At 74.4% G+C, this 20,888-nt stretch carries 22 protein-coding genes; 14 read left to right on the top strand and 8 right to left on the bottom strand.

Features of this window, described 5'->3' with window-relative positions:
- Complete coding sequence (locus ACVW07_RS13695; protein ID WP_456819785.1) at positions 1-885, top strand: helix-turn-helix transcriptional regulator; 885 nt, start codon at positions 1-3, stop codon at positions 883-885.
- Between the two features lie 25 nt (positions 886-910).
- Here ACVW07_RS13695 and ACVW07_RS13690 read toward each other — a convergent pair whose 3' ends face one another.
- A complete protein-coding gene (locus ACVW07_RS13690; RefSeq protein WP_456819784.1) occupies positions 911-2,533 on the bottom strand; it encodes a phytoene desaturase family protein in 1,623 nt (540 codons plus the stop codon).
- A 44-nt stretch (positions 2,534-2,577) separates the two neighbouring features.
- Positions 2,578-3,594: an SDR family NAD(P)-dependent oxidoreductase gene (locus ACVW07_RS13685; protein WP_456819783.1), complete on the bottom strand. Its 1,017-nt coding sequence runs from the start codon at positions 3,592-3,594 to the stop codon at positions 2,578-2,580.
- A gap of 163 nt (positions 3,595-3,757) precedes the next feature.
- Here ACVW07_RS13685 and ACVW07_RS13680 point away from each other — a divergent pair, with 163 nt between their 5' ends.
- On the top strand, positions 3,758-4,111 hold the full coding sequence (locus ACVW07_RS13680) for a VOC family protein (RefSeq protein WP_456819782.1): 354 nt from the start codon (positions 3,758-3,760) through the stop codon (positions 4,109-4,111).
- The gene (locus ACVW07_RS13675; protein WP_456821085.1) at positions 4,108-4,761 is read left to right on the top strand and encodes a GyrI-like domain-containing protein; all 654 of its coding nucleotides are present in this window, start codon (positions 4,108-4,110) and stop codon (positions 4,759-4,761) included. The genes ACVW07_RS13680 and ACVW07_RS13675 overlap by 4 nt, the downstream gene beginning before the upstream one ends.
- Here ACVW07_RS13675 and ACVW07_RS13670 read toward each other — a convergent pair.
- The gene (locus ACVW07_RS13670; protein ID WP_456819781.1) at positions 4,730-5,488 is read right to left on the bottom strand and encodes a class I SAM-dependent methyltransferase; all 759 of its coding nucleotides are present in this window, start codon (positions 5,486-5,488) and stop codon (positions 4,730-4,732) included. The two genes, ACVW07_RS13675 and ACVW07_RS13670, sit on opposite strands and share 32 nt — an antisense overlap.
- A 183-nt stretch (positions 5,489-5,671) precedes the next feature.
- On the opposite strand from ACVW07_RS13670, the gene ACVW07_RS13665 reads away from it, so the two are divergent.
- Positions 5,672-7,927: a carbon starvation CstA family protein gene (locus ACVW07_RS13665; protein ID WP_456819780.1), complete on the top strand. Its 2,256-nt coding sequence runs from the start codon at positions 5,672-5,674 to the stop codon at positions 7,925-7,927.
- Positions 7,924-8,172 (top strand): YbdD/YjiX family protein, encoded by a 249-nt coding sequence (locus ACVW07_RS13660; RefSeq protein WP_456819779.1) that lies wholly within the window; start codon positions 7,924-7,926, stop codon positions 8,170-8,172. Before ACVW07_RS13665 ends, ACVW07_RS13660 begins: the two co-directional genes overlap by 4 nt.
- A gap of 76 nt (positions 8,173-8,248) precedes the next feature.
- Here the strand turns inward: ACVW07_RS13660 and ACVW07_RS13655 are convergent, their stop codons facing one another.
- Positions 8,249-8,884 (bottom strand): ANTAR domain-containing protein, encoded by a 636-nt coding sequence (locus ACVW07_RS13655; RefSeq protein ID WP_456819778.1) that lies wholly within the window; start codon positions 8,882-8,884, stop codon positions 8,249-8,251.
- A 206-nt stretch (positions 8,885-9,090) separates the two neighbouring features.
- Complete coding sequence (locus tag ACVW07_RS13650) at positions 9,091-10,149, bottom strand: hypothetical protein (RefSeq protein ID WP_456819777.1); 1,059 nt, start codon at positions 10,147-10,149, stop codon at positions 9,091-9,093.
- A 123-nt stretch (positions 10,150-10,272) separates the two neighbouring features.
- On the opposite strand from ACVW07_RS13650, the gene ACVW07_RS13645 reads away from it, so the two are divergent.
- Positions 10,273-10,722 (top strand): GNAT family N-acetyltransferase, encoded by a 450-nt coding sequence (locus ACVW07_RS13645; protein WP_456819776.1) that lies wholly within the window; start codon positions 10,273-10,275, stop codon positions 10,720-10,722.
- A 77-nt stretch (positions 10,723-10,799) separates the two neighbouring features.
- On the opposite strand, the gene ACVW07_RS13640 is transcribed toward ACVW07_RS13645, so the two are convergent.
- Positions 10,800-11,408 (bottom strand): ATP-binding protein, encoded by a 609-nt coding sequence (locus ACVW07_RS13640; protein WP_456819775.1) that lies wholly within the window; start codon positions 11,406-11,408, stop codon positions 10,800-10,802.
- A gap of 94 nt (positions 11,409-11,502) precedes the next feature.
- On the opposite strand from ACVW07_RS13640, the gene ACVW07_RS13635 reads away from it, so the two are divergent.
- From ACVW07_RS13635 to ACVW07_RS13615, 5 genes are all read left to right on the top strand, one after another.
- Positions 11,503-12,876 (top strand): MFS transporter, encoded by a 1,374-nt coding sequence (locus ACVW07_RS13635; protein WP_456819774.1) that lies wholly within the window; start codon positions 11,503-11,505, stop codon positions 12,874-12,876.
- A gap of 10 nt (positions 12,877-12,886) precedes the next feature.
- Complete coding sequence (locus ACVW07_RS13630) at positions 12,887-13,822, top strand: NAD-dependent epimerase/dehydratase family protein (protein ID WP_456819773.1); 936 nt, start codon at positions 12,887-12,889, stop codon at positions 13,820-13,822.
- Between the two features lie 23 nt (positions 13,823-13,845).
- The gene (locus tag ACVW07_RS13625; RefSeq protein ID WP_456819772.1) at positions 13,846-14,562 is read left to right on the top strand and encodes a tyrosine-protein phosphatase; all 717 of its coding nucleotides are present in this window, start codon (positions 13,846-13,848) and stop codon (positions 14,560-14,562) included.
- Positions 14,563-14,723: 161 nt separating this feature from the next.
- Positions 14,724-16,322 carry a cellulose binding domain-containing protein gene (locus ACVW07_RS13620; protein WP_456819771.1) on the top strand — a complete coding sequence of 533 codons (1,599 nt, stop codon included), beginning with the start codon at positions 14,724-14,726 and terminating at the stop codon, positions 16,320-16,322.
- A gap of 81 nt (positions 16,323-16,403) precedes the next feature.
- Entirely contained in the window at positions 16,404-16,673 is a 270-nt protein-coding gene (locus ACVW07_RS13615) for a hypothetical protein (protein ID WP_456819770.1), read from the top strand.
- 36 nt (positions 16,674-16,709) lie between these two features.
- Here the strand turns inward: ACVW07_RS13615 and ACVW07_RS13610 are convergent, their stop codons facing one another.
- Both ACVW07_RS13610 and ACVW07_RS13605 read right to left on the bottom strand, forming a co-directional pair.
- Positions 16,710-17,915, bottom strand: a complete 1,206-nt coding sequence (locus tag ACVW07_RS13610) for an MFS transporter (protein WP_456821084.1) — start codon at positions 17,913-17,915, stop codon at positions 16,710-16,712.
- Positions 17,916-18,012: 97 nt separating this feature from the next.
- On the bottom strand, positions 18,013-18,402 hold the full coding sequence (locus ACVW07_RS13605) for a hypothetical protein (RefSeq protein ID WP_456819769.1): 390 nt from the start codon (positions 18,400-18,402) through the stop codon (positions 18,013-18,015).
- Between the two features lie 89 nt (positions 18,403-18,491).
- On the opposite strand from ACVW07_RS13605, the gene ACVW07_RS13600 reads away from it, so the two are divergent.
- The 3 genes from ACVW07_RS13600 (at position 18,492) to ACVW07_RS13590 (ending at position 20,846) form a co-directional block, all read left to right on the top strand.
- Entirely contained in the window at positions 18,492-19,256 is a 765-nt protein-coding gene (locus ACVW07_RS13600; protein ID WP_456819768.1) for a glycerophosphodiester phosphodiesterase, read from the top strand.
- A gap of 163 nt (positions 19,257-19,419) precedes the next feature.
- Complete coding sequence (locus ACVW07_RS13595) at positions 19,420-19,749, top strand: TfoX/Sxy family protein (RefSeq protein ID WP_456819767.1); 330 nt, start codon at positions 19,420-19,422, stop codon at positions 19,747-19,749.
- A gap of 110 nt (positions 19,750-19,859) precedes the next feature.
- The gene (locus tag ACVW07_RS13590; protein WP_456819766.1) at positions 19,860-20,846 is read left to right on the top strand and encodes an aldo/keto reductase; all 987 of its coding nucleotides are present in this window, start codon (positions 19,860-19,862) and stop codon (positions 20,844-20,846) included.
- Positions 20,847-20,888: the final 42 nt, after the last annotated feature.

Here is a 20,888-nt window from a genome sequence, read left to right as displayed (position 1 = left end):
ATGGACAACCGAGCGGACGTACGGGAGTTCCTCATGTCGCGGCGGGCGAAGGTCACCCCGGACGCGGCCGGGGTCGTCACGGCCGGCCACCGTCGCGTGCCGGGCCTGCGGCGCAGCGAGGTCGCAGTGCTCGCGGGCGTGAGCGTCGAGTACTACGCCAAGCTCGAGCGCGGGGCGATCGCCGGGGCGTCCGCGTCCGTGCTGGACGCCGTGGCCCGGGCCCTGCAGCTCGACGACACCGAGCACGCGCACCTGCTCGACCTGGCCCGCGCCGCCGACGGCATCCCGCCGTCCGGCCGGGCCCGCCGGCGCGGCACCCGGTCCACGACTCCCCGGCCGAGCCTGCAGTGGGCGCTGGCCGCGATCACGGACGGCGTCGCGTTCGTCCGCGACCAGCGCCAGGACCTGCTCGCGACCAACGCGCTGGGCCGTGCGTTCTACTCCCCCGTCATCGGCTCGGGCGGACGCACGCCCAACCTCGCCCGGTTCCAGTTCCTCGACCCGGCCGCGCGGGACTTCTACCCCGACTGGGACCTGTTCGCGGAGATGTGCGTCGCGATCATGCGCGCCGAGGCGGGGCGCGACCCGCACGACAAAGGGCTGCAGGACCTCGTCGGCGAGCTCTCGACGCAGAGCGAGACGTTCCGCCGCCTGTGGGGCGCGCACGACGTGCGCACCCACGGTGCCGGCACCAAGCGGTTCCACCACCCCGTCGTCGGCGATCTCACGCTGGCGTACGAGGAGCTCGCCATCACGGCCGAGCCGGGCCAGGTGCTGCTCGTCTACACCGCGGAGCCGGGGTCGCCCTCGGCGGAGCGTCTGCGGCTGCTCGCGTCGTGGTCGGCGGACGCCCAGACGAGCGGCCCGGTCCGGGCCGGGGGCTGACCGGCGGCTCCCCTCCCCAGCCGGGCTACCCCCGCACCGACCGCGTCCCCGACGCGTCGGGGAGCAGGCGCGCCCAAGCGGTGCGGACCAGCAGCCGGCGCACCGCACCCGTGCCGCTCGACGCGCCCAGGGCCGCCCGGGCCGCGTTCCAGCCGCACGCGCCGTGCACCCCACCGCCGGGGTGGGCCGACGCGCTGGCCAGGAACAGCCCGTCGATCGGCGTCTCGGGTCGACCCAGCCCGGGCGTGGGCCGGAAGAAGAGCTGCTGGTGGACGGCGGACGTGCCGCCGTTCACGGCACCGTCGCGCAGGCTGGGGTTCGCGGCCTGGAGGTCTGGTGGGCTCTGCACGTGGCGGGCGAGCGCGATGTCCCGGAAGCCGGGCGCCACGCGGCTGACGGCGTCCTCCATCCGCCTGACCTCGGCGGCCACGTGGTCCGCCGACCAGTCGAGGGCGTGCGGCACGTGCGTGTACGCCCACGCCGACTCGGTGCCCGCGGGCGAGCGGGTCGCGTCGGCCGTGGTCATCTGTCCGAACAGCAGGAACGGGCGCTCGGGGACGCGGCCGACGGACAGGTCCGCCGCGAAGTCCGTGAACCCCAGCCGGTCGACCCCGAGGTGCACCGTGCCGGCGCCCCGGGCGGCGGTGGACGTCCAGGGGACCGGACCTGCGAGCGCCCAGTTCACCTTGAACGTCGGGTGGTCCCACTGGAACCGGTCGAGCTCGCGCAGCAGCCGGGCGGGAAGCTGGTCGGCACCCACCAGCTCCCCGTAGAGCGCCGGGGCGGTCACGTCGGCGAGCACGGCTCGGCGTGCCCGGACGTGCCGCCCGTCCGCCGTGCTCACCCCGACGGCCCGGCCGCCCGCGACGTGCACCCGGTCGGCCGCGGCCCCCGTCTCGAGGTGCCCGCCGCCGGCCGCCAGGCGCGCGACGAGCGCTCCGGCGAGCTCCCCCGCGCCGCCCTGCGGCACCGGGAACCCCACGTCCTGCCCCAGCATGGCGAGCAGCCAGCCGAGGACGCCGCTGCCGGCCGCGTCCGGCGGGACGTCGGCGTGCATCGCGTTGCCCGTGAGCAGGAGCCCGCCCCCGTCACCCCGGAAGTGCTCGTCGGAGAGCCGTCGGACGGGCAGCACCGCGAGCCGCGCGAGGTCCACGGTGCCGGCGACCCCCAGCCGGCGCAGCAGCCGGGCGGCCGAGACGACCGGCGGGAACGGCGTGAACAGGGCGTCCAGCAGAGGGTCGCGGAGGTGCTGCCACGCCGCGCAGAGCGCGGCCCACGCCTCTCCGTCACCCGGCGCGAAGCCGTCGAGGCTCGCTGCGGTGTCCTCGACCCGGGGGTGCAGCACCGCGGCCCGCTCGTCGTCGAGCACGTGCGCGAGCACCTTCGGCGCGCGGACCCAGCGCAGCCCGTGGTCCTCCAGGTGCAGCCCACGGATGACCGGTGACGCCGCGGCCAGCGGGTAGAACGCGCTGAAGAGGTCGCTGCGGAACCCCGGGGCCGTCACCTCGGCGGTGCGGACGGCACCCCCCGGGGCGTCCTGCGCCTCGAGGACGAGCACGTCCCAGCCTGCGTCCACCAGGGCGTTCGCCGCGACGAGACCGTTGGGTCCCGCGCCGATCACCACCGCGTCGACCGTCCGCACCGCCATCCGCCCTCCTCCTGACCGGCGGACGTGGCCACCGGTCGCTCCTGTCACCGGCCGCTGCCCGTGCCGTCCCCGACGACCCGTGCGGACCACCGCCGGGCGACCACCGCGCCGCCGACGACCGCGCAGGCGCCGACCGCGCGCAGCCAGTGCCGACCCCAGCGCCCGTGCAGCGCCTCGCCGGCCGGCGTCGGTTCCCAGAGGTTGCCGGGGCGCGGCTCGACGCGCCCGGGCGCCAGGCCGGTGACCCACATGGCCGGCCGCACGAGCCGGTCGTACACCCCGGGCAGGTACCGGAACCCGGCCACCGCGACGGCGTTGGCCGCGCCGACGGACGCGTGGCGCCGCGGGTGGTCGAGGGCGCGCACCAGGGCCCGGGCGACCGCCTCCGGCCTGCTGACCGGTGGCGGTGGACGTCCGATCCGCCCGCCGTAGCTACCGGCCTGGGTGTACACCGGCGTGTTCACCGCTCCGGGGCTCACCATCGAGACGTGGACGCCCCGCATCCCCCGCGCCTCGATCTGCACCGTGCGCACCAGCCCGTGGAGCGCCCACTTGCTGGTCACGTACGTGCTCATCCAGGGCGTCGCGATCCGCCCGAGGAGCGACCCGACGACCACCAGGTGCCCGCCACCTTGTGCGGAGAAGGTCTCCAGGGCGGTGCGGGCCACGTTGGCCGCGCCGAGCAGGTTGACCTGAACGACACGGTCGAAGGCCTCCGCGGGGACGACGTCGAACCGTCCGTAGGCCACGACGCCGACCGTGTTGACGACGGCGTCGACCCGGCCGAACCGCGATCGGGCACGCGCCAGGAGCTGCTCGACCGAGGCACGGTCGCTGACGTCGACGGGGACGACCAGGACGTCCTGCACCGTGAGCCCGGACCGCGCCCCCATCGACCGGCACTCCGACGCGACGGTCTCGAGCGTCTCCGCCGACCGGGAGGCCAGCACGAGCGCCGTGCCCTGAGCGGCGAGCGCGTGCGCGGTCGCACGGCCCACCCCGCTCGAGGCTCCGACGACCACCACGACCCGCCGCGGGGCGTCCCCGCGCAGGTCACCCACGGACGTCCTCCGGGACCGGGTGCTGCTTCGCGCGGGCGGGCTGGGGCATCGTCGGGCGTCCTTGGTGACGTTCGATGCCGGAGGCTTCCTCCCCGCTCCAGCGATTGTGCGGTCGGACGCCCGGATCCGCCTGCCCAGCCGGGTGCGATGCCAGGATGTCGGCATGGAACGTGTGACCGGCATCGGCGGGTACTTTGTCCGCGCCTCCGACCCTGCCGCCCTCGGCGCCTGGTACCGCGAGTGCCTTGGCCTCGACGCCGACGAGAACGGGCTCTGGAACCCGGAGGCCGGACCGACGGTGTTCGCGACCTTCGAGCCGGGGACGGACTACTTCGGGTCGCCGGCCCAGCAGACGATGCTGAACTTCCGGGTCCGCGACCTCGACGCGATGCTGGCGCAGCTGCGAGCCCACGGGGCGGACGTCGCGGCCGACACGATGGACATGGACGGTGTCGGCCGGTTCGGCTGGGTCACCGACCCCGAGGGGAACCGGGTCGAGCTGTGGCAGCCGGCGTGAAGGTCGACCACAAGGCGCTGGTCCCGACGTACACCGCCCGGCTCGGCACGTTCGACGTCGTGACCGTGCCGCCGCTGCAGCTCCTCATGGTCGACGGTCACGGCGACCCGAACACCTCGCCGCGGTACGAGGACGCCCTGGCCTCGCTCTACCCCCTCGCGTACGCGCTCAAGTTCCTGAGCAAGGGCGAGCTCGGCCGCGACTACGCGGTGATGCCCCTCGAAGGGCTGTGGTGGTCGCAGGACCTGCACTCGTTCACGACCGCGCGCGACAAGTCCCGCTGGGACTGGACGATGATGACGATGGTCCCGGACTGGCTCGGGCAGGAGCACGTCGAGACGGCGCGCGCGGCGGTCGTGTGCAAGGGCGGCGCGCCCGTGCTCGACGCGGTGCGTCTGGAGACCTTCGACGAGGGTCTCTGCGTCCAGACGTTGCACGTCGGGCCGTACGACGACGAAGGGCCGGTGCTCGACGCGATGCACCACGAGGCCATCCCCGGCCGAAGCCTGCGGATGACCGGCAAGCACCACGAGATCTACCTGTCCGACGCCCGCCGGACGGCCCCCGCGAAGCTGCGGACGATCCTGCGCCAGCCGGTCGAGCCGGCGCCAGGCCCGGTCAGGCCGCCGCGTGCGTCAGGAACACCGTGAGCTGCGCACCGGGCTCGCCTGCCTCGCCGGTGCCCGGCGGGTCGACCTCCCGCACGGTCAGGCCCACCTGCGACGCCAGCGCAGCGATGCTCTGCGCGGTCTGCCAGTGGATCACCCACACGCGCTCCACCTGCTCGGGCGGACCGCTCGGGGGGATGCGCTCGTACCGCACGGTCGAGCGCCGGGTGCGCGAGGCGGGGTCGTAGTCCTCGGAGACGGGGGTGTAGCGCAGGACGGTCCCCGAGTCGTCGACGGCCTCGCGGGCCACCCCGAGCTCCTCGGCGGGCGTGGGTCCCGCGACCCAGAGGGGAACCATGGCCGTGCCGTCGGGGGCCAGGTGGCGGCGGAACGCGGCGAGCGCCCGGACGGCCACCTGGTCGTCGGGCAGCAGCTCGAACGTGGGGCCGGCCAGGTACACCGACCGGTACAGCCGGCCCAGGTCCATCTCCTCCATCCGGGCCACGTGCAGCCCGACCTCCAGGCCCCGCTCACGCGCCGTGACCCGGGCGCGGTCGATCATGTCCGGCGAGGAGTCCACCCCGTCCACGTCGAGCCCCTCACCGACCAGGTCGAGCAAGGGCTCACCGGCGCCGCACCCGACCTCCAGGCCCGGCTGACCGTGTGCCCGGACGAACGCGGCGTACGGGGCCGGGTCGAAGGTGTACGCCCTCAACGCCGAGTACGCCTCGGCGACGAGGCCCGTGTAGAAGTCGGCGGGGTCGGTCATGCGGGAATCATCCACGAGCCCGGCGCCGCCGCGTGCACCGCCCGGGCCGGACGGCCCGGACGGCGAGCACGGACCGCTGACCAGCGCCCCGACACCTCCCGGCCCGTGCTGCGCCCGGTTGCGGCGCCTTGTGCGCCGCGTACGGTCGGCTTGCTGTTCGCCGACGAGCCGTAGGGGGCCTCCATGGTTGCGCGCATCTCCGAACCCGTCCGCACCGATCCCGACCTCCCTCCGGTCGCCGTCGTCGAGAGCGGGCCGATGCCCGCGTCGAAGCGCGCGCTGTTCGTCGTCGTCGCCGTGGTCGGGGCCGTCGCGTGGTCCGTGCTCGCGCTGGCGCGCGGCGAGACGGTCAACGCGGTGTGGTTCGTGTTCGCCGCCGTGTGCACGTACGTGATCGGGTACCGGTTCTACTCGCGGCTCGTCGAGGCGAAGATCGTGCGGCCGCGGGACGACCGCGCCACACCGGCGGAGCTGCACGACAACGCCAAGGACTTCATGCCCACCGACCGGCGGGTGCTGTTCGGGCACCACTTCGCCGCCATCGCCGGCGCCGGCCCGCTCGTCGGTCCGGTGCTGGCGGCGCAGATGGGCTACCTGCCGGGGACGGTGTGGATCATCGTCGGCTGCGTGCTCGGCGGCGCCGTGCAGGACTACCTGGTGCTGGCGATCTCGGTGCGGCGACGTGGGCGCAGCCTCGGCCAGATGGCGCGCGACGAGCTCGGCCGGTTCGGCGGCGTCGCGGCGCTCGTGGCCGTGTTCGTCATCATGATCATCCTGATCGCCGTCCTGGCCCTCGTGGTCGTGAACGCGCTGGCGGCGAGCCCGTGGGGCGTGTTCTCGCTCGCGATGACGGTGCCGATCGCGCTGTTCATGGGCGTGTACCTGCGGGTCCTGAGGCCCGGGCGGGTCTCCGAGGTGACCGTCATCGGCGTCGTGCTGCTGCTGCTCGCGATCGTGGCCGGCGGCTGGGTCGCGGACACCGGCTGGGGCCAGGACTGGTTCTCGCTGAGCCCCGTCGCGCTCGCGTGGTGGCTGGCCGCGTACGGGTTCGCGGCGTCGGTGCTGCCGGTGTGGCTCCTGCTCGCCCCGCGCGACTACCTGTCGACGTTCATGAAGGTCGGCACGATCGTGCTGCTCGCCGTCGGCATCGTGGTCGCGCGGCCGGAGGTGCAGGCGCCCGCCGTCTCGTCGTTCGCCCGGAACGGCGACGGGCCCGTGTTCGCCGGAGCCCTGTTCCCGTTCCTGTTCATCACGATCGCGTGCGGGGCGCTGTCCGGGTTCCACTCGCTGATCGCGTCGGGCACCACGCCCAAGCTCCTCGAGAAGGAGAGCCAGGCCCGGCCCATCGGGTACGGCGCGATGCTCACCGAGTCGTTCGTGGCCGTGATGGCGCTGGTCACGGCCGTGATCATCGACCAGCACCTCTACTTCGCGATGAACGCGCCGGCCGGGGCGACCGGCGGCACCGCCGCGACGGCGGCCGACTACGTGAACGGGCTCGGCCTGAGCGGGTCCCCGATCACCCCCGGGGAGATCGAGCGGGCCGCCTCGGCCGTGGGCGAGGACTCCGTCGTCTCCCGGACCGGTGGTGCGCCGACGCTCGCGTTCGGGATGTCCCAGGTGCTCAGCTCCGTGATCGGCGGCTCGGGCCTGGCGGCGTTCTGGTACCACTTCGCGATCATGTTCGAGGCGCTGTTCATCCTCACCACGGTCGACGCCGGCACGCGCGTCGCACGGTTCATGCTCTCCGACAGCCTCGGCAACCTCCCCGGACCGGCGCGCCGGTTCCGCGACCCGTCGTGGCGCATGGGGGCGTGGTTCTGCTCGGTCGTGGTCGTGGTCCTGTGGGGGGCGATCCTGCTGATGGGCGTGACCGACCCCCTCGGCGGGATCAACACCTTGTTCCCGCTGTTCGGGATCGCCAACCAGCTGCTCGCCGCGATCGCGCTCACCGTGGTGACCGTGATCGTCGTCAAGAAGCAGCTGTACCGGTGGGTGTGGATCCCCGCCGTCCCGCTCGTGTGGGACCTGGCCGTGACGATGACCGCGTCGTACCAGAAGATCTTCTCCGACGAGCCGCGCATCGGGTACTGGGCCCAGCACCGGGCCTTCCAGGACGCCCGGAACGCCGGTGAGCAGACGTTCGGCGTCGCCACCTCCCCCGCCCAGATGGACGCCGTCATTCGCAACACGGCGGTCCAGGGGACGCTGTCGATCGTGTTCGCCGGGCTGGTGCTGGTCGTCGTGCTGGTCGGTCTCGTCGTGATCGTGCGGTCGGTGCGCGCCGGCGGCCTGCCCACCACGGAGGAGCCCGACGAGCCGTCGCGTCTCTTCGCCCCGCGGGGGATGATCCCGACGGCCGCCGAGCGGGAGGTCCAGGCGCTGTGGGACGCGCACGACCGGGAACACACGCAGGCCACGACCGGAACGCGGCCGTGAGCACGGTCCGTCGGGGCGGCGCCGGACGGGGCCGTGCGCTGGCGCGTCGGCTGGCGCGTCCGCCGGCGCGCGCCGGCCGGGCCGTGCACTGGTACGTCACCGCGCTCCTCGGCGACCAGGACTACGCCCGCTACGTCGCGCACGTCGAGCGGCTGCACCCGGGAAGCACGCCCGTGTCCGAGGCGACCTACTGGCGCGAGCGGCACGCGGAGCAGGACGCCCACCCCGGGGCGCGCTGCTGCTGACCGGAACGAGGACGAGCCCGCCGACGGAGCGCGATCCCCGGCTGATCACCGCCCGTCGAAGGGGGACGCCGACCGGTCAGTGCTGGCCGACCACGGCCTTGGCGTAGGCGCTGAGCTCCAGGCCGGCGGCGCGTGCGGCCGCTGTCAGCTCGCGACGGGCGGTCTCCGCGTCGGTCCGGTCGCGTGCCATGAGATATCCGACGGCGATCTCGACGGCCTCCCTCTCGGCGAGGCGGGCCGGACCTTCCCGGGCGTCGTCCAGAGCACGCATGGGGAGGTCGTGGTTCAGCACCGCCGTCTGCGCGGGGGCGCCGAGCAGCGGCAGCAGCACGTGGGAGCAGGCGGTGAACGCGTCGGGCCGGGTGGCGTAGGCGGTCAGCTGCCCGGTCATCTGGTCCTGCTCGTGCAACGCGATGGCGATGCTGGCGGCGCATCGGGCGTCGGCGTCGCCGGCCCGCTCGTGCTGCCAGCGTCGCTCCGACAGCACGTCACCGAGGTCCGGCCCTGCGGTGCGCAGGGGCCGACGCGCGAGGTAGACAGGCCCGGTGAGGGCGATGGTGACGCCCGACGACAGGGCCAGACAGATCGCGATGCACGAGGGCACCAGGTCGGCGATCAGCGCGGCGCGCACCGCCAACGCCTCGGCCAGCCCGGGGTTCCCACGGGCCTCGAGCGCGTCGAGGACGCGACGGCTCTCAGGGATCAGATGCATCGCGGCCCACCGCCCGGGGAGCACGTGGGCGGGGCGAGACGCAGCCGGGGGGGGTGTGCATGGAGCCAGTTCCTGGCGGACGACGATCGCCCGGCATGTTGCCGTTCATCGCAGACGGTCCGCTCGGACGAGCAGGCTCAAGAGAGCCGACGACCCCTCCAGCATGCGCTCTCTCCTCAGTTCGTCAACCCCCGGTGCCGAGCTCGTCAGGTCAGGCCGATGTCGGCGCTCACGGTCAGCCCGTCGGCGTCGGTGACCTCCACGACGACGGGCACGTACACGTCCTCGTGGCCGAGCCACCAGTCCTCCTCGACGAACACCCCGGTGGTCGCGTCGAACCGGACCCCCTGCGGCAGCTCCACGGACGCCCCGGGCACGGCCGAGGTCACACGGAACGTGAACGGCTCGCGGCCGCCGGTGATGACGGGCTTCGCCGAACCGTCGTAGACGACGTGCACGCTGACCGGGTAGTCGATCGAGAAGGCCTCCGCCGCGCTCGCGAGCGGGCACACCTCGACACGGGTCCGGCCCGACCTCGGGCCGCCCTCGTCGTGCCCGTGGTACCGGCCACGGACCGGGTCCCTCGACACGGCGCACACGGAGCGGTCCGTCGCGACCAGCAGCAGCGGCACGTGCCCGCCCGCCAGGACCGATGTGCGCGCGGTCGTCGCGAGCTCGTCCCCGCTGCCGTACATCCCCGAGACGGTCACCTCGCCGGCCGCCCGCGCGTCGAGCGCCACCCGGACCGCCTGGGCGGTGTCGCGGCGGGCGTGCGAGGCGTCGGCGCTCGTTGAGACCAGCCAGGACACGAGCACCACCACCGCGGCCGTGACCACGACGCAGAGCCCGACGACGCGCTTGTGGCGCATGCGGGCGACCGGGCCGACGAACAACGCCACGACCGCCAGGACCGCGCACGGCGAGCCGACGAGCGCCCCCCACCACGGCACCAGGAGAGCGGCCGAGGCGAGCGCCATGAGCACGGCGGGGACCAGCGCCCGGCCGGCTCTCCAGTACGCGACCGCGACCGCTGCACTGAGCGCGACGCCGGCGACGAACACCGCAGGGACGTACGCCGGGGCGGGTTCGGAACCCATCCAGCCGCTGAACGCCAGCACCACGCCGGCCCCCGCTGCGACCTGCGACACGACCAGGCCGACGACCGCGAGCGCCGCCACGACCCGCAACGGCCGGTCGCCGAAGAGCCGGTCACGGGTCGACCGAGGGGTCAGCTCCGCGTCGAGGCTCAGTGGGGCGAAGGTCACAGCAGCCGATCGTGACCCATCGGAGGGCCGACCGGCACCGCCACAGCCCTCAAGTCATGCGGACGGCGCAACACCGCCTCGGCCGGCCGGACCTCGCGTGCGACGGCTCCTACACTCGGGCGCATGACGGGGACCGAGGTGCTGATCGAGCGTGTCGAGGCCGTCGACGACGAGCTCGTCGAGGCGTGGCACCGGCTCCTGCCGCAGCTGTCGGCCGGCGCAGCCGAGGTCACCGCCGAGCACCTGCGCGAGATCGTCGGGTCCGCGACCACCAGCCTGCTCGTCGCCCGTGTCGACGGGAGGATCGCCGGGTCCCTGACGCTGGCGGTCTTCGCCATCCCGACCGGACGGCGGGCCTGGGTCGAGGACGTCGTCGTGGACGCCGGGGCGCGGGGGCGCGGCGTCGGCGAGGCCCTCACCCGGGCGGCGCTCGAACGGGCCACGGCGCTCGGCGCCCGCACCGTCGACCTCACCTCACGGCCGTCACGCGCGGCGGCGAACAGGCTGTACCAGCGGGTCGGTTTCGAGCGGCGCGAGACGTCGGTGTACCGGTGGTCGGGGAACGACCAGTGATCGTCGACGCCCCGGTCCCGCTGGGCGTCGCGCTCGCGGTCTCCCCGGACGCGGCCGGCTGAGGTCGCGCGAGCCGGTCACGGCAGCTCGGAGAGGTCCACCCGCAGCCAGCGGAACGCGCTCAGGTCGTCGTCGACGAGGGACCAGGGCTCCCCCACGTCGGGGTCCGGACGGAACGTCACCGAGGTGCCCGACGCCCTCGCGGCACGGACCGGCCGCAGCTCGCCGTCGGGGACGCCGTACCGGTAGGTCTGCGACCACGCTCCCGTGGCGCGGTGGTTCTCGTGGACGAGGACCGCGCTGAGCGCCGCGACGGTCGAGATCCCGTGCCGTGGCAGGCCGTCGGGCAGCCGAGGAGCGTCCGGGGCGCCGAAGAACCGGACGTCGCGCGTGGCCATGACCGGCTTGCGGACCACGTTGCCGGCGGTGTCCGTGCGGGTGTCGGTGCCGCGGCCGTCGTCCGCCACCGTGACCGACCCGTCGGCGTGCGTCGTGACCGCGGCCCGGCCGACGCGGCCGAGCGACTCGGCCTCCTCGTCGGCGTACGCGAGCACCTCCAGGATCAGGTGCCGCCGGCCGCCGGCCCCGTACACGGTCCGGCTCTGGCGGATGCCTGCCAGGTGCGCCCGGTCGACGTCCTGCGACCACTCGTGGGTCGTGACCGTCCAGGTCTCCCGCTCGCTCACCCGCCCGACCCTAGACGTACCGACCGGACGCAGGCGGCCCTGAGCGGAGGTCCCGCAAGAGCGCGACACACCGGGCTGCTGAAGGATGTTCCTGATGGAGTCGAGCACACGAGCACACGCCCGGCGGCCGAGCTCGGCCGTCGTGCCGCTGGCGCTCTCGTTGGTGCTCGTCGAGCTCCTGGCCGGGATGCAGCGCTACCTCTCGCAGACCGTCGTGCCGCTGGTGGCCGCCGAGCTGCAGGGTGCTCGCCTGTACGGGCCGCTCGACGCCGCCGCGCAGGCGCCGATGTTCCTGATGATGCCGGTGGGGGCCTGGCTGCTGTCCCGGTTCCAGGTCCGCCGGCTCATGGTGCTCTTCACCACGGTGACCGTCGTCGGGTCCGTGCTCTGCGCCGTCGCGCCGACCATGCCGGTCTTCGTCGCCGGGACGGCCGTGCGCGCCCTCGCCGCCGGGGCGCTGGCGACCGTGGGGATGGGAGCGATCAGCCAGGGACTGCCGACGAGGTACCGCCAGCTCGTGCTGGGGGCGATGTCGGGCGTGTGGGTGTTCGCGTCGGTGCTGGGGCCCGTGTACGCGGTCGCGGTGACCGAGATGCTGAGCTGGCGGTGGGCGATGGTGCTTTACCTGCCGGTTCTGGTGCTCGCGAGGCTGCTCGTCGCGCGGTACGTGCCGGAGCGCACCGAGGAGGCCGTGGGCGAGGACGCCCCCTGGGGGTGGGCCGTGGTCCTGGCGACGGGTTCCGCGGTGCTGGCGCTCCCGCTCGGCGGGTGGTCGGCGGTGGCGGTCGTCGTCGGTGCCGGGTCGATGCTGTGGGCCGCCCGCGCGATCCTGCCCACCGGCACCTTCCGGGCCACCCGCGGGCGCCCCGCCGCGCTGTCGGCACTCCTGGTGACGGCTGCCGTGTACTTCGGCGCCACGACGGTGCTGTCGGTCGTGTCGCACGACGCGTTCGGGCTCGGCGCGCGGACGTTCGGGCTCGTCATCGCGGCACCCGGCCTCACGTGGGCGCTCGCCGGGCTGTGGACCGGGTCGCACCCTGCAGCCGACGAGGACGCGTTCCGGCGTCGGGTGCTGCCGGCGGGGTCGGTGATCACGCTCGGTGTGGCCGTGGTCCTCGGGACGACGCTGCTGGCGACCGACGCGTCGCGCGCGATGGGCGGTCTGCTCCTCGGCGCCTCGCTCCTCGGCCTCGGGATGGGCTCGCTGTACCCCGACCTGCTCGGCCGGTGCCTGACCCGGCCGGCCGTCGACGACGGGATCTCCGAGGACCGGATGGCCGCGGCCGTGGTGGTCGCCGAGTCGGTCGGCCTGGCGCTGGCCACCACGGCGGCCTTCACCTGGCTCGGCACCGGCTTCGGTGTGGTCGACGAGCCGCTGCGACGCGCCCAGGTGCTGTACGTGGTCCTGCTGCCGTCGGCCGTGGCCATGGTCGGCCGCCTGGCGGCCGCCGGCCGGTCTGCGCGATAGCGTCCGGTGGGTGAGGCGGGCGGTGGTGCTCGGCGGGACGGGCGCGATCGGCGGCGCCGTCGCGTCGAGGCTCGTCCGCAGCGGCTGGGACGTGCAGGTGACCGGTCGCGACGTGCGCTCGATGCCACCCGAGCTGCAGCGAGCCGGTGTCGGCTTCCACGCCGTCGACCGTGCCGACGTCCGGGCGACGGAGGCCCTGGTCGGTGACCGGACGGACCTGCTCGTCGACACGCTGGCCTGGGGCTCACCCGACGTGCGCGCGCTCCTGCCGGTCATGTCGGCCGCGGGCTCGGTCGTGCTCGTCTCGTCCCGGGCGGTCTACTGCGACGGCGCGGGCAGGCACCTGAACGGACCGCAGGCGCCCACGTTCGAGCACCCGGTCCGCGAGGACGGCGGCACGGTGCCACCTGCCACGCCCGGGACCGATCCGCGGTCGCGTGCGGGGTACGCACCCTCGAAGGTCGCGGCCGAACGCGTCGCCCTCGACAGCGGGCTGCCCGTCACCGTCCTGCGTCCGTCCCAGGTGCACGGCCGCTGGGCGCGCAACGCCCGGACCCGGCCGTTCGTGGAGCGCATGCTGGCGGGCGAACCAGTGATCGCCCTCTGCGACCGCGGCGGCCCGGTCGTGCAGCTGACCGCCGCGACGAACGTCGCCGTACTCGTCGAGGTCGTCGCGGACGTGCCCGGGCGCCGCATCCTGAACATCGCCGACCCGGACGTGTCGACCGCTGCCGAGATCGTGGCCGCGGTGGGCGCCGAGCTCGGCTGGACGGGCCGCCTGGACCTGCTCGCTGCCGACGCCCCGGGGGGTGACCATCCCTGGCGGGCGTCGCACGGGCTGCTGCTCGACACCACGGCGGCCCGCGTGCTCGGCTACCGGCCGGCAGGCACCGGGCTGGAGCTGTTGGCGCAGGAGGTCCGCTGGCTCGCGGACCTCGCAAGGTGAGACGCAGGCTAGCCTGCCTGCTCGTGCGCGCACTCACGTGGGACGGCTACCGCAACGCCCGGGACCTGGGCGGCCTGCCCACGCCGCTGTCGTCGACGGGCACCACGACGCACGGGCGCGTCGCGCGGGGCCCGCGGCGCGAGTGGCTCACGGCTGCCGGTCGGCGGGAGGCGCGACGCTGGGGCGTGCGGACGGTCGTCGACCTGCGGAACGCCGACGAGCACGGCCCGCGCCCCGGCGACCCGGACGTCGCGGCCTCGCGGTGGGACGGGGTGACGATCGTGCACGCGCCGACGGAGGACCCGGCGCACGAGGAGTTCATGACCGTCTGCGGGCCGATCCTTGACTCGCCGGAGTACTGGACCCACAACGCCCGCCTCCTGCCGGACCTGCTGCGTGGCGCCCTGCTCGCCCTCGGCGACGCCGAGCCCGGCGTGCTGGTCCACTGCAGCGCAGGACGCGACCGCACGGGCATGGTCGTCGCGCTCCTGCTCGCACACGCCGGCGTGCCGCCCGAGGTCGTCGCGGACGACTGGGCGCAGTCGGTGCGCGCGATGGCCGGACGCGGCCACCACCCCGACGACCGGCAGTCCACGTGGAGCAGCGCGCAGGTCGAGACCTTCCTCGCCGCGACGACGCCCATCGTCGAGGACGTCGCGGACGGCGTCAGCACGGTGTTCGACACCGTCGGCCTCGGCGACGACGCCCGTGAGCGCCTGCGCGACCTGCTCGTCTCCTGACGGGCGCCGGCCGGTTCCGTGGCCTGACGCGCGTCCGGTCCCGGGCCCGGCTCCGTCCGGACCAGCCTGAACCGCTTCACACGCTGTGCCGGCGGACCGGCCTCCTGTACCAAGGGACGCTCCTGCCGACCGGCCGGCGCCACCTGACGAAAGGACCTGGTGTGCGACGACTGCGTACCGCCCTCACGCTGACCGCTCTCACGGCGTGCGTCGCGCTGCTCCCGGGCGGCGCCTCGGCGGCGTCGTCGAGCACGGACCTCTCCGCCACCGTGCACACCGCCGGACGGGTCTCCGTCGACGGCGCGACCTGGCAGCACGCGTGGCCGGGCGTCTACTTCGAGGGCCGGTTCCGCGGCACCGGTGTCGGCGTGGTCCTCGACGACGCCTACGGCGACTACGGGATCGAGGTCGACGGGAAGCCGTACGCCACGCTCGTCACACCCGGCCGCATCACGTACCGCGTGACCGGGCTGACCGCGGGCGTGCACAGCGTCCGGGTCGTCAAGCGCAGCGAGGTGCCGTGGGCCACCAGCACGTTCGGCGGCTTCGTCCCGTACGACGGCGAGATCCTGCCGGCCCCGGCGGCCCGCGACCTGCAGCTCGAGTTCGACGGCGACTCCTACACGGCCGGCTACGGCAACACGTCGACGAGCCGCGACTGCACGAGCGACCAGGTCACCCGCACCACGAACGCCGACCTGTCGTTCGGTGCGCTCACCGCCCGGGCCCTCGGTGCGGACTACCAGGTCAACGCGTTCTCCGGGCGCGGGATGGTGCGCAACTACGCGGGCGGCGAGCCCGGCACCAGCTACCGCACCTACTACGACCGCGCCCTGCCGGGCGTCGCCGGTGACGTGTGGGACCGGCCGGCCGACTGGCAGCCCGACGCCGTCGTGGTGGGCCTCGGGATCAACGACTTCTCGACGGCTCTCGGCAGCTCGGAGCAGTGGACCAGCACGACCGCCCTGCGGGAGGCGTGGGTGACGGCGTACCACGGGTTCCTCGACAAGCTCCGCGCGCACTACGGCCCGGACACCTACCTCGTCGTCACCGGGACCTACGTGTCGACCGGCACCGACCAGTCCGACCTGGCGCGCCGGGTCGTCGCCGAGGAGAACGCGGCGGGCGACGACCGGGTCCGGTACTGGTACTACGGCAACGAGGGGCTCGACTACAGCGGCTGCCACTGGCACCCGTCGGTGCACGACCACCAGGTGATCGCCGCGCAGCTCACCGACTTCCTCACGGCACTGCACCTCGACGGCGGGTCCACCCCGGTGCCGACAGCCACGCCGACGCCCACCGTCACGCCCACGCCCAGGCCCACGCCCACGCCGACCGTCACCCCGACGCCCACGCGCACGCCCACCCCCACCGTCACGCCGACGCCCACGCGAACCCCCACCCCGACGCCCACCGTGCCCGGCACGCCCACCGACCCGCCGTCGCCGTCGCCGACCGTCCGTCCCGCCGCCTGCCGCGCGACGCTCACCGTCGGCGGCACGTGGCCCGGTGGCTACACCGCCTCGGTCGAGGTCACCGCCGCGACGACGATCAGCCGCTGGGCGACCACGGTCCAGCTCCCCACGGGCGGCGCGGTCACCAGCCTGTGGTCGGGTGACGTCTCCACGTCCGGGACGCTCGTGACAGTGCGGAACAAGGAGTGGAACGGCTCCCTCGCGCCAGGCGTGTCGACCGTGTACGGCTTCCTCGGCACCGGCACACCCCCGGCCGACGGCACGGTTGCCTGCACCGCCTGACCTGCACCGCATGACCGGCCGACGTGCGCCGGACGTGGGACGGGCGCCGTCCCACGTCCGCACGCTCGTAGGCTTCGACGGATGCGGCCGCGCTTCGAGGACACCTACGTCTCCCGCGAGGAGTGGTTCACGCTCGGCGTCGACGTCGTGACCGGCGGCTTCTACGCGTCGGTCCCCGTCCGCAACCGCCGCGTCGAGTACTCCGAGTACTACGCCCTCTCCGCGGACGAGTACCGCGCGTACCTCGCCGACCCCGAGGCCGCGCTGCCGTTCGTCGAGGCGTGCCGCCGCCACGAGCACGACGACCGCCTGCTGCTCGCACCGGGCAGCGACCGCGGCAGCCCGATCTGAGCCCGGCACGGAGCACGCCGACCGCCCGGGCGCCCGTCACGGCGCGGCGGCCGCGAGATCCGCGTCGTGCTCCCACGCCGTGAGATGACGCAGCTGGGTGACGCAGACCAGGGCGGCGAACCCGAACAGGCCGCCGGCGACGGCGAACGGGACGAGGAACCCGAACGCCGACGCGAGCACACCCCCGACGACGGCGCCGACGGTCAGACCGAGCAGACCGAGCAGGCGGCTGACCGACCCGGCGCGGCCCATCATCGCGGCCGGCGTCGCCCGCTGGCGCACGGACGCGGCCATGACGTTCCACACCACGGCGTGCGCGATGTACGTGGCGAGCGCGACCGCCACGACGACGACGTCCGTGGTCAGCGACATCACCACGAACGACAGCGCCCCGACGGCGAGGGCCGCGACAATGGTCCGGCCGTAGCCGAGGCGGCGACGCAGCCGGGACGCGACGAGCGCTCCGACCAGCCCCCCGAGCGCCGAGAAGGACAGCAGCAGCCCGTAGCCCGTCGGGTCGAGCCCGAGCGCGTCGCGGGCGTACAGGACCAGGTAGGAGAAGGGGATCATGTAGGCGACGCTCGCGATCGCGCCGAGGACGACGAGCAGTCGCACGACGCGGTGGTGCCACGTCCACACGGCCCCGTCCCGGATCGACGCGAGCACGCCGGCCGGCGACGCCGCACCTGCGTCGCGCGGGACCACGTAGGTGCCGCGCAGCCGCCAGTAGGCGAAGCCGGCCACCAGGAACGCCGCCGCCGTGAGGGCGGACGGGGCGAACGCCGCACCCGCGAACAGGAGCCCGCCGAGCGGTGGGCCGACGAACTCGTCCACGACCGTCTGCGTGGCCGCGATCTGCGAGTTGGCGCGGTCGAGGCCGCGACCGTCGACCGCCTGCGGCAGGACCGCGAACGCGGCACCGTCGGAGAGCGTCTCGACGACCCCCATCACGGCGTAGACGGCGTACAGCGCGGCGAGCGGCACCGCGGACGTCAGCACCAGCGCCGCGAGCACGGCGAACACCGCCGCCCGGGAGAAGTTCGCCAGGTACAGCAGCCTGCGCCGGTCGGCCCGGTCGATCAGCACGCCGATCCCGAGCACCGACAGCACCCGCGGCGCCGAGTACGCGACGGCCAGTGCCGAGACGGCGAGGGGGCTGTCCGTCAGGGTCGCCGCCAGGAGCGGGAGCGCGACGAACGTGACCCCGTCGGCCAGGTTCGACGACGCGTTGCCGAACCAGATCCGGTGGTACTCCCGGCCGAGCGTCAGGGCGGCCCTCCCGTCTGTCGAGATGCAAGATAGCTCGACTGAACGGGCCTCGCGGTGGACCCGGAAGATCTCACCGTGGCAAGAACGGCGGGTCCGCGTCGAGGTCGACCACCAGGTTCTCGTCGTCCCCCACCCAGAGCCCTCCGAACCGGTGCACCTCCAGGTAGTGGGCCGACGGCCGCCGCCGCCCCAGACCGGACGGATCCATGAACGTCCCGCCGACGTGCGACGTGGAGAACCGTTCGGGCCCGTGACGGCGATAGCCGTCGGGCTGGGCGGACGTCGCGCAGTGGTGCAGCGGCTGACCGGTGCGGGGCGACCGCCGCCACGTCACGGGGTCGATCGCAGGCCCGCCGGACCCGACCCAGCCCACGTCGACCGGAGCCGGACCGTCGGGCCGGTGCGCCCGCGCCTGGTCGGCCGTCCCCACCACGAGGTCGTACGCACGCAGTCGGGACACACCGCCCATGCTGGCACGCAAGCCTGCGACGCCACACGGACCGCCCGGTCACTGCGCCCTGTGCTGGACTGGTCCGTGGAGGTCGCGGCATGGCGCACCCGTACTTCGGCGAGGCCGGTGGTGTCGCCGCGCTCGCGCACCGGGGGTTCTCGCCGGCCGGGCTGGAGAACTCGCTCGCGGCGTTCCAGGCGGCCGTCGACCTCGGGTTCCGGTGGGTGGAGACCGACGCGCACGGGACGGCCGACGGCGTCGCGGTGGCCCTGCACGACGCGACGCTCGACCGCACGACCGACGGGACCGGCCGGGTCAGCGAGCTCGCCTGGTCCGTCGTCGGCCGGGCACGGATCGGTGGGGTCGAGCCGGTCCCGCTGCTCGAGGACGTCCTCGGCACGTGGCCTGGGCTGCACGTCAACATCGACGTCAAGGAGCGGTCCGGCGTCGGGCCGGTCGCGGCGGCCATCGAGCGGACGGCGTCGCACGACCGGGTCTGCGTGGCGTCCTTCTCGGCCGCCCGGCGGGAGGCCACGCTCGCGCGGCTCACGCGTCCCGTCGCGACGTCGGCCGCGACCAGCGAGGGTGCGGCGTTCTTCGCGTCCGGATGGACGGGCCGGGTGCCGGTGTGGGCGGTGCACCGGGTCGACGCGTTCCAGGTGCCGTGGCGCCTCCGGGGCCGGCAGGTGCTCACGGAGCGGCACGTCCGGGCGGCGCACCGGATCGGCAGGCTGGTGCACGTCTGGACCGTGAACGACGCGGCAGACATGCGGGCCCTGCTCGACCTCGGGGTCGACGGGCTCGTCAGCGACCGCGCCGACGTGCTCCGGGACGTGCTCGTCGAGCGGGGCCGGTGGTCCTGAGCACGCACCTCCCGCACCGCTGGCCCGCGGCCCGGCAGGGAGCCCTCGTGCGGGCTGTACGTTGGGCGCCGGACCGGCGATGCGGGCCGCCGGGTCGTCGAGCGGGTGCGTGCGCCCCGCTCTCGGAGTTCCCGCCCGGCACCGGCCCTCAGGGAGGCGTCGCATGGCGAAGGCGACCGACGAGCAGAAGGAGCGGTTCCGGGCGCTGGTCCCCGACGGGCCCGGCGTGCAGGTGAAGCCCTTGTTCGGGCAGCTCGGGGCGTACGTCAACGGCAACATGTTCGCGGGCCTCTACGGCGACTCGGTCGGCGTCAAGCTCGACGACGTGGCACGGGCCGAGCTCGGCGCCCTCGAGGGGACCGGGCCGTTCAGCCCGGGCGGCAAGCCGATGGGCAGCTACCTGGCACTTCCCCCCACCATGTCTCCCGACGACGCGGCCGGCTGGCTGGCCCGTGCGCGCGACCACGTCGCCTCGTTCCCGCCGAAGGGCTGACCTCCGGTGACAGCCGGCTGACCCGCGCCGCCCCAGGGGTGCCCTGCCAGTGCCTCGCTGCCTTCGACGGACGGACGTACCGTCGAAGCCCCGGCACGAAGGAGGACACCATGCACACCCGCACCCTCGGACAAGGGCTCCAGGTCTCCGCGATCGGCCTCGGCGCCATGGGCATGTCCATGAGCTACGGTCCGAACCCGGGCTCGCGCGACGACATGATCGCGGTGCTGCGCGGCGCCGTCGACCTCGGGGTCACGTTCTTCGACACGGCCGAGGTGTACGGCCCGTACGTCAACGAGGAGCTCGTGGGCGACGCGCTGGCACCCGTGCGCGACCAGGTGGTGGTCGCGACGAAGTTCGGCTGGAACATCGTGGACGGCCGCATGCAGGGCACCGACTCCCGGCCCGAGCAGATCCGCCGCGTCGCCGACGCGTCGCTGGCCCGGCTGCGCACCGACGTGATCGACCTCTTCTACCAGCACCGGGTGGACCCGGACGTGCCGATCGAGGACGTCGCCGGCGCGGTGGGCGAGCTCGTCACCGCCGGGAAGGTGCGGCACTTCGGCCTGTCCGAGGCCGGAGCGACGACGATCCGCCGGGCGCACGCCACCTACCCGGTGACCGCGGTGCAGTCGGAGTACTCGCTCTGGACACGCGACCCCGAGCCGGAGGTGCTGCCGACGTGCGCCGAGCTCGGCATCGGGTTCGTCCCGTTCAGCCCGCTGGGCAAGGGGTTCCTCACGGGGACGGTCTCACCGTCCACGGAGTTCAGCGAGGGGGACATCCGCACGACGATCCCCCGGTTCACGGAGGAGAACCGCGACGCCAACCAGGCGCTGGTCGACCATGTCCGCGCCCTCGCCGGGTCACGGGGAGCGTCGCCGGGCCAGGTCGCGCTCGCGTGGCTGCTCGCGCAGCAGCCGTGGGTCGTGCCGATCCCGGGCACGCGGCGCCTGACCCGGGTCGAGGAGAACGCGTCGGCGACCCGGGTGGCGCTGTCCGCGGACGAGATCGCCGACCTCGACGCCCTGGCCGCCAGCGTGGGCGTCGTCGGCAACCGGTACAACGACGCGGGGATCGCGATGGTCGGCCGCTGAGCCGGCGTCGGGATCGCGCCGGTCGGCCGCCGAGGCGGCGCG

The organism is Cellulomonas sp. URHB0016 (assembly GCF_054057935.1).
This window is presented reverse-complemented; position numbering and strand designations above follow the sequence as displayed.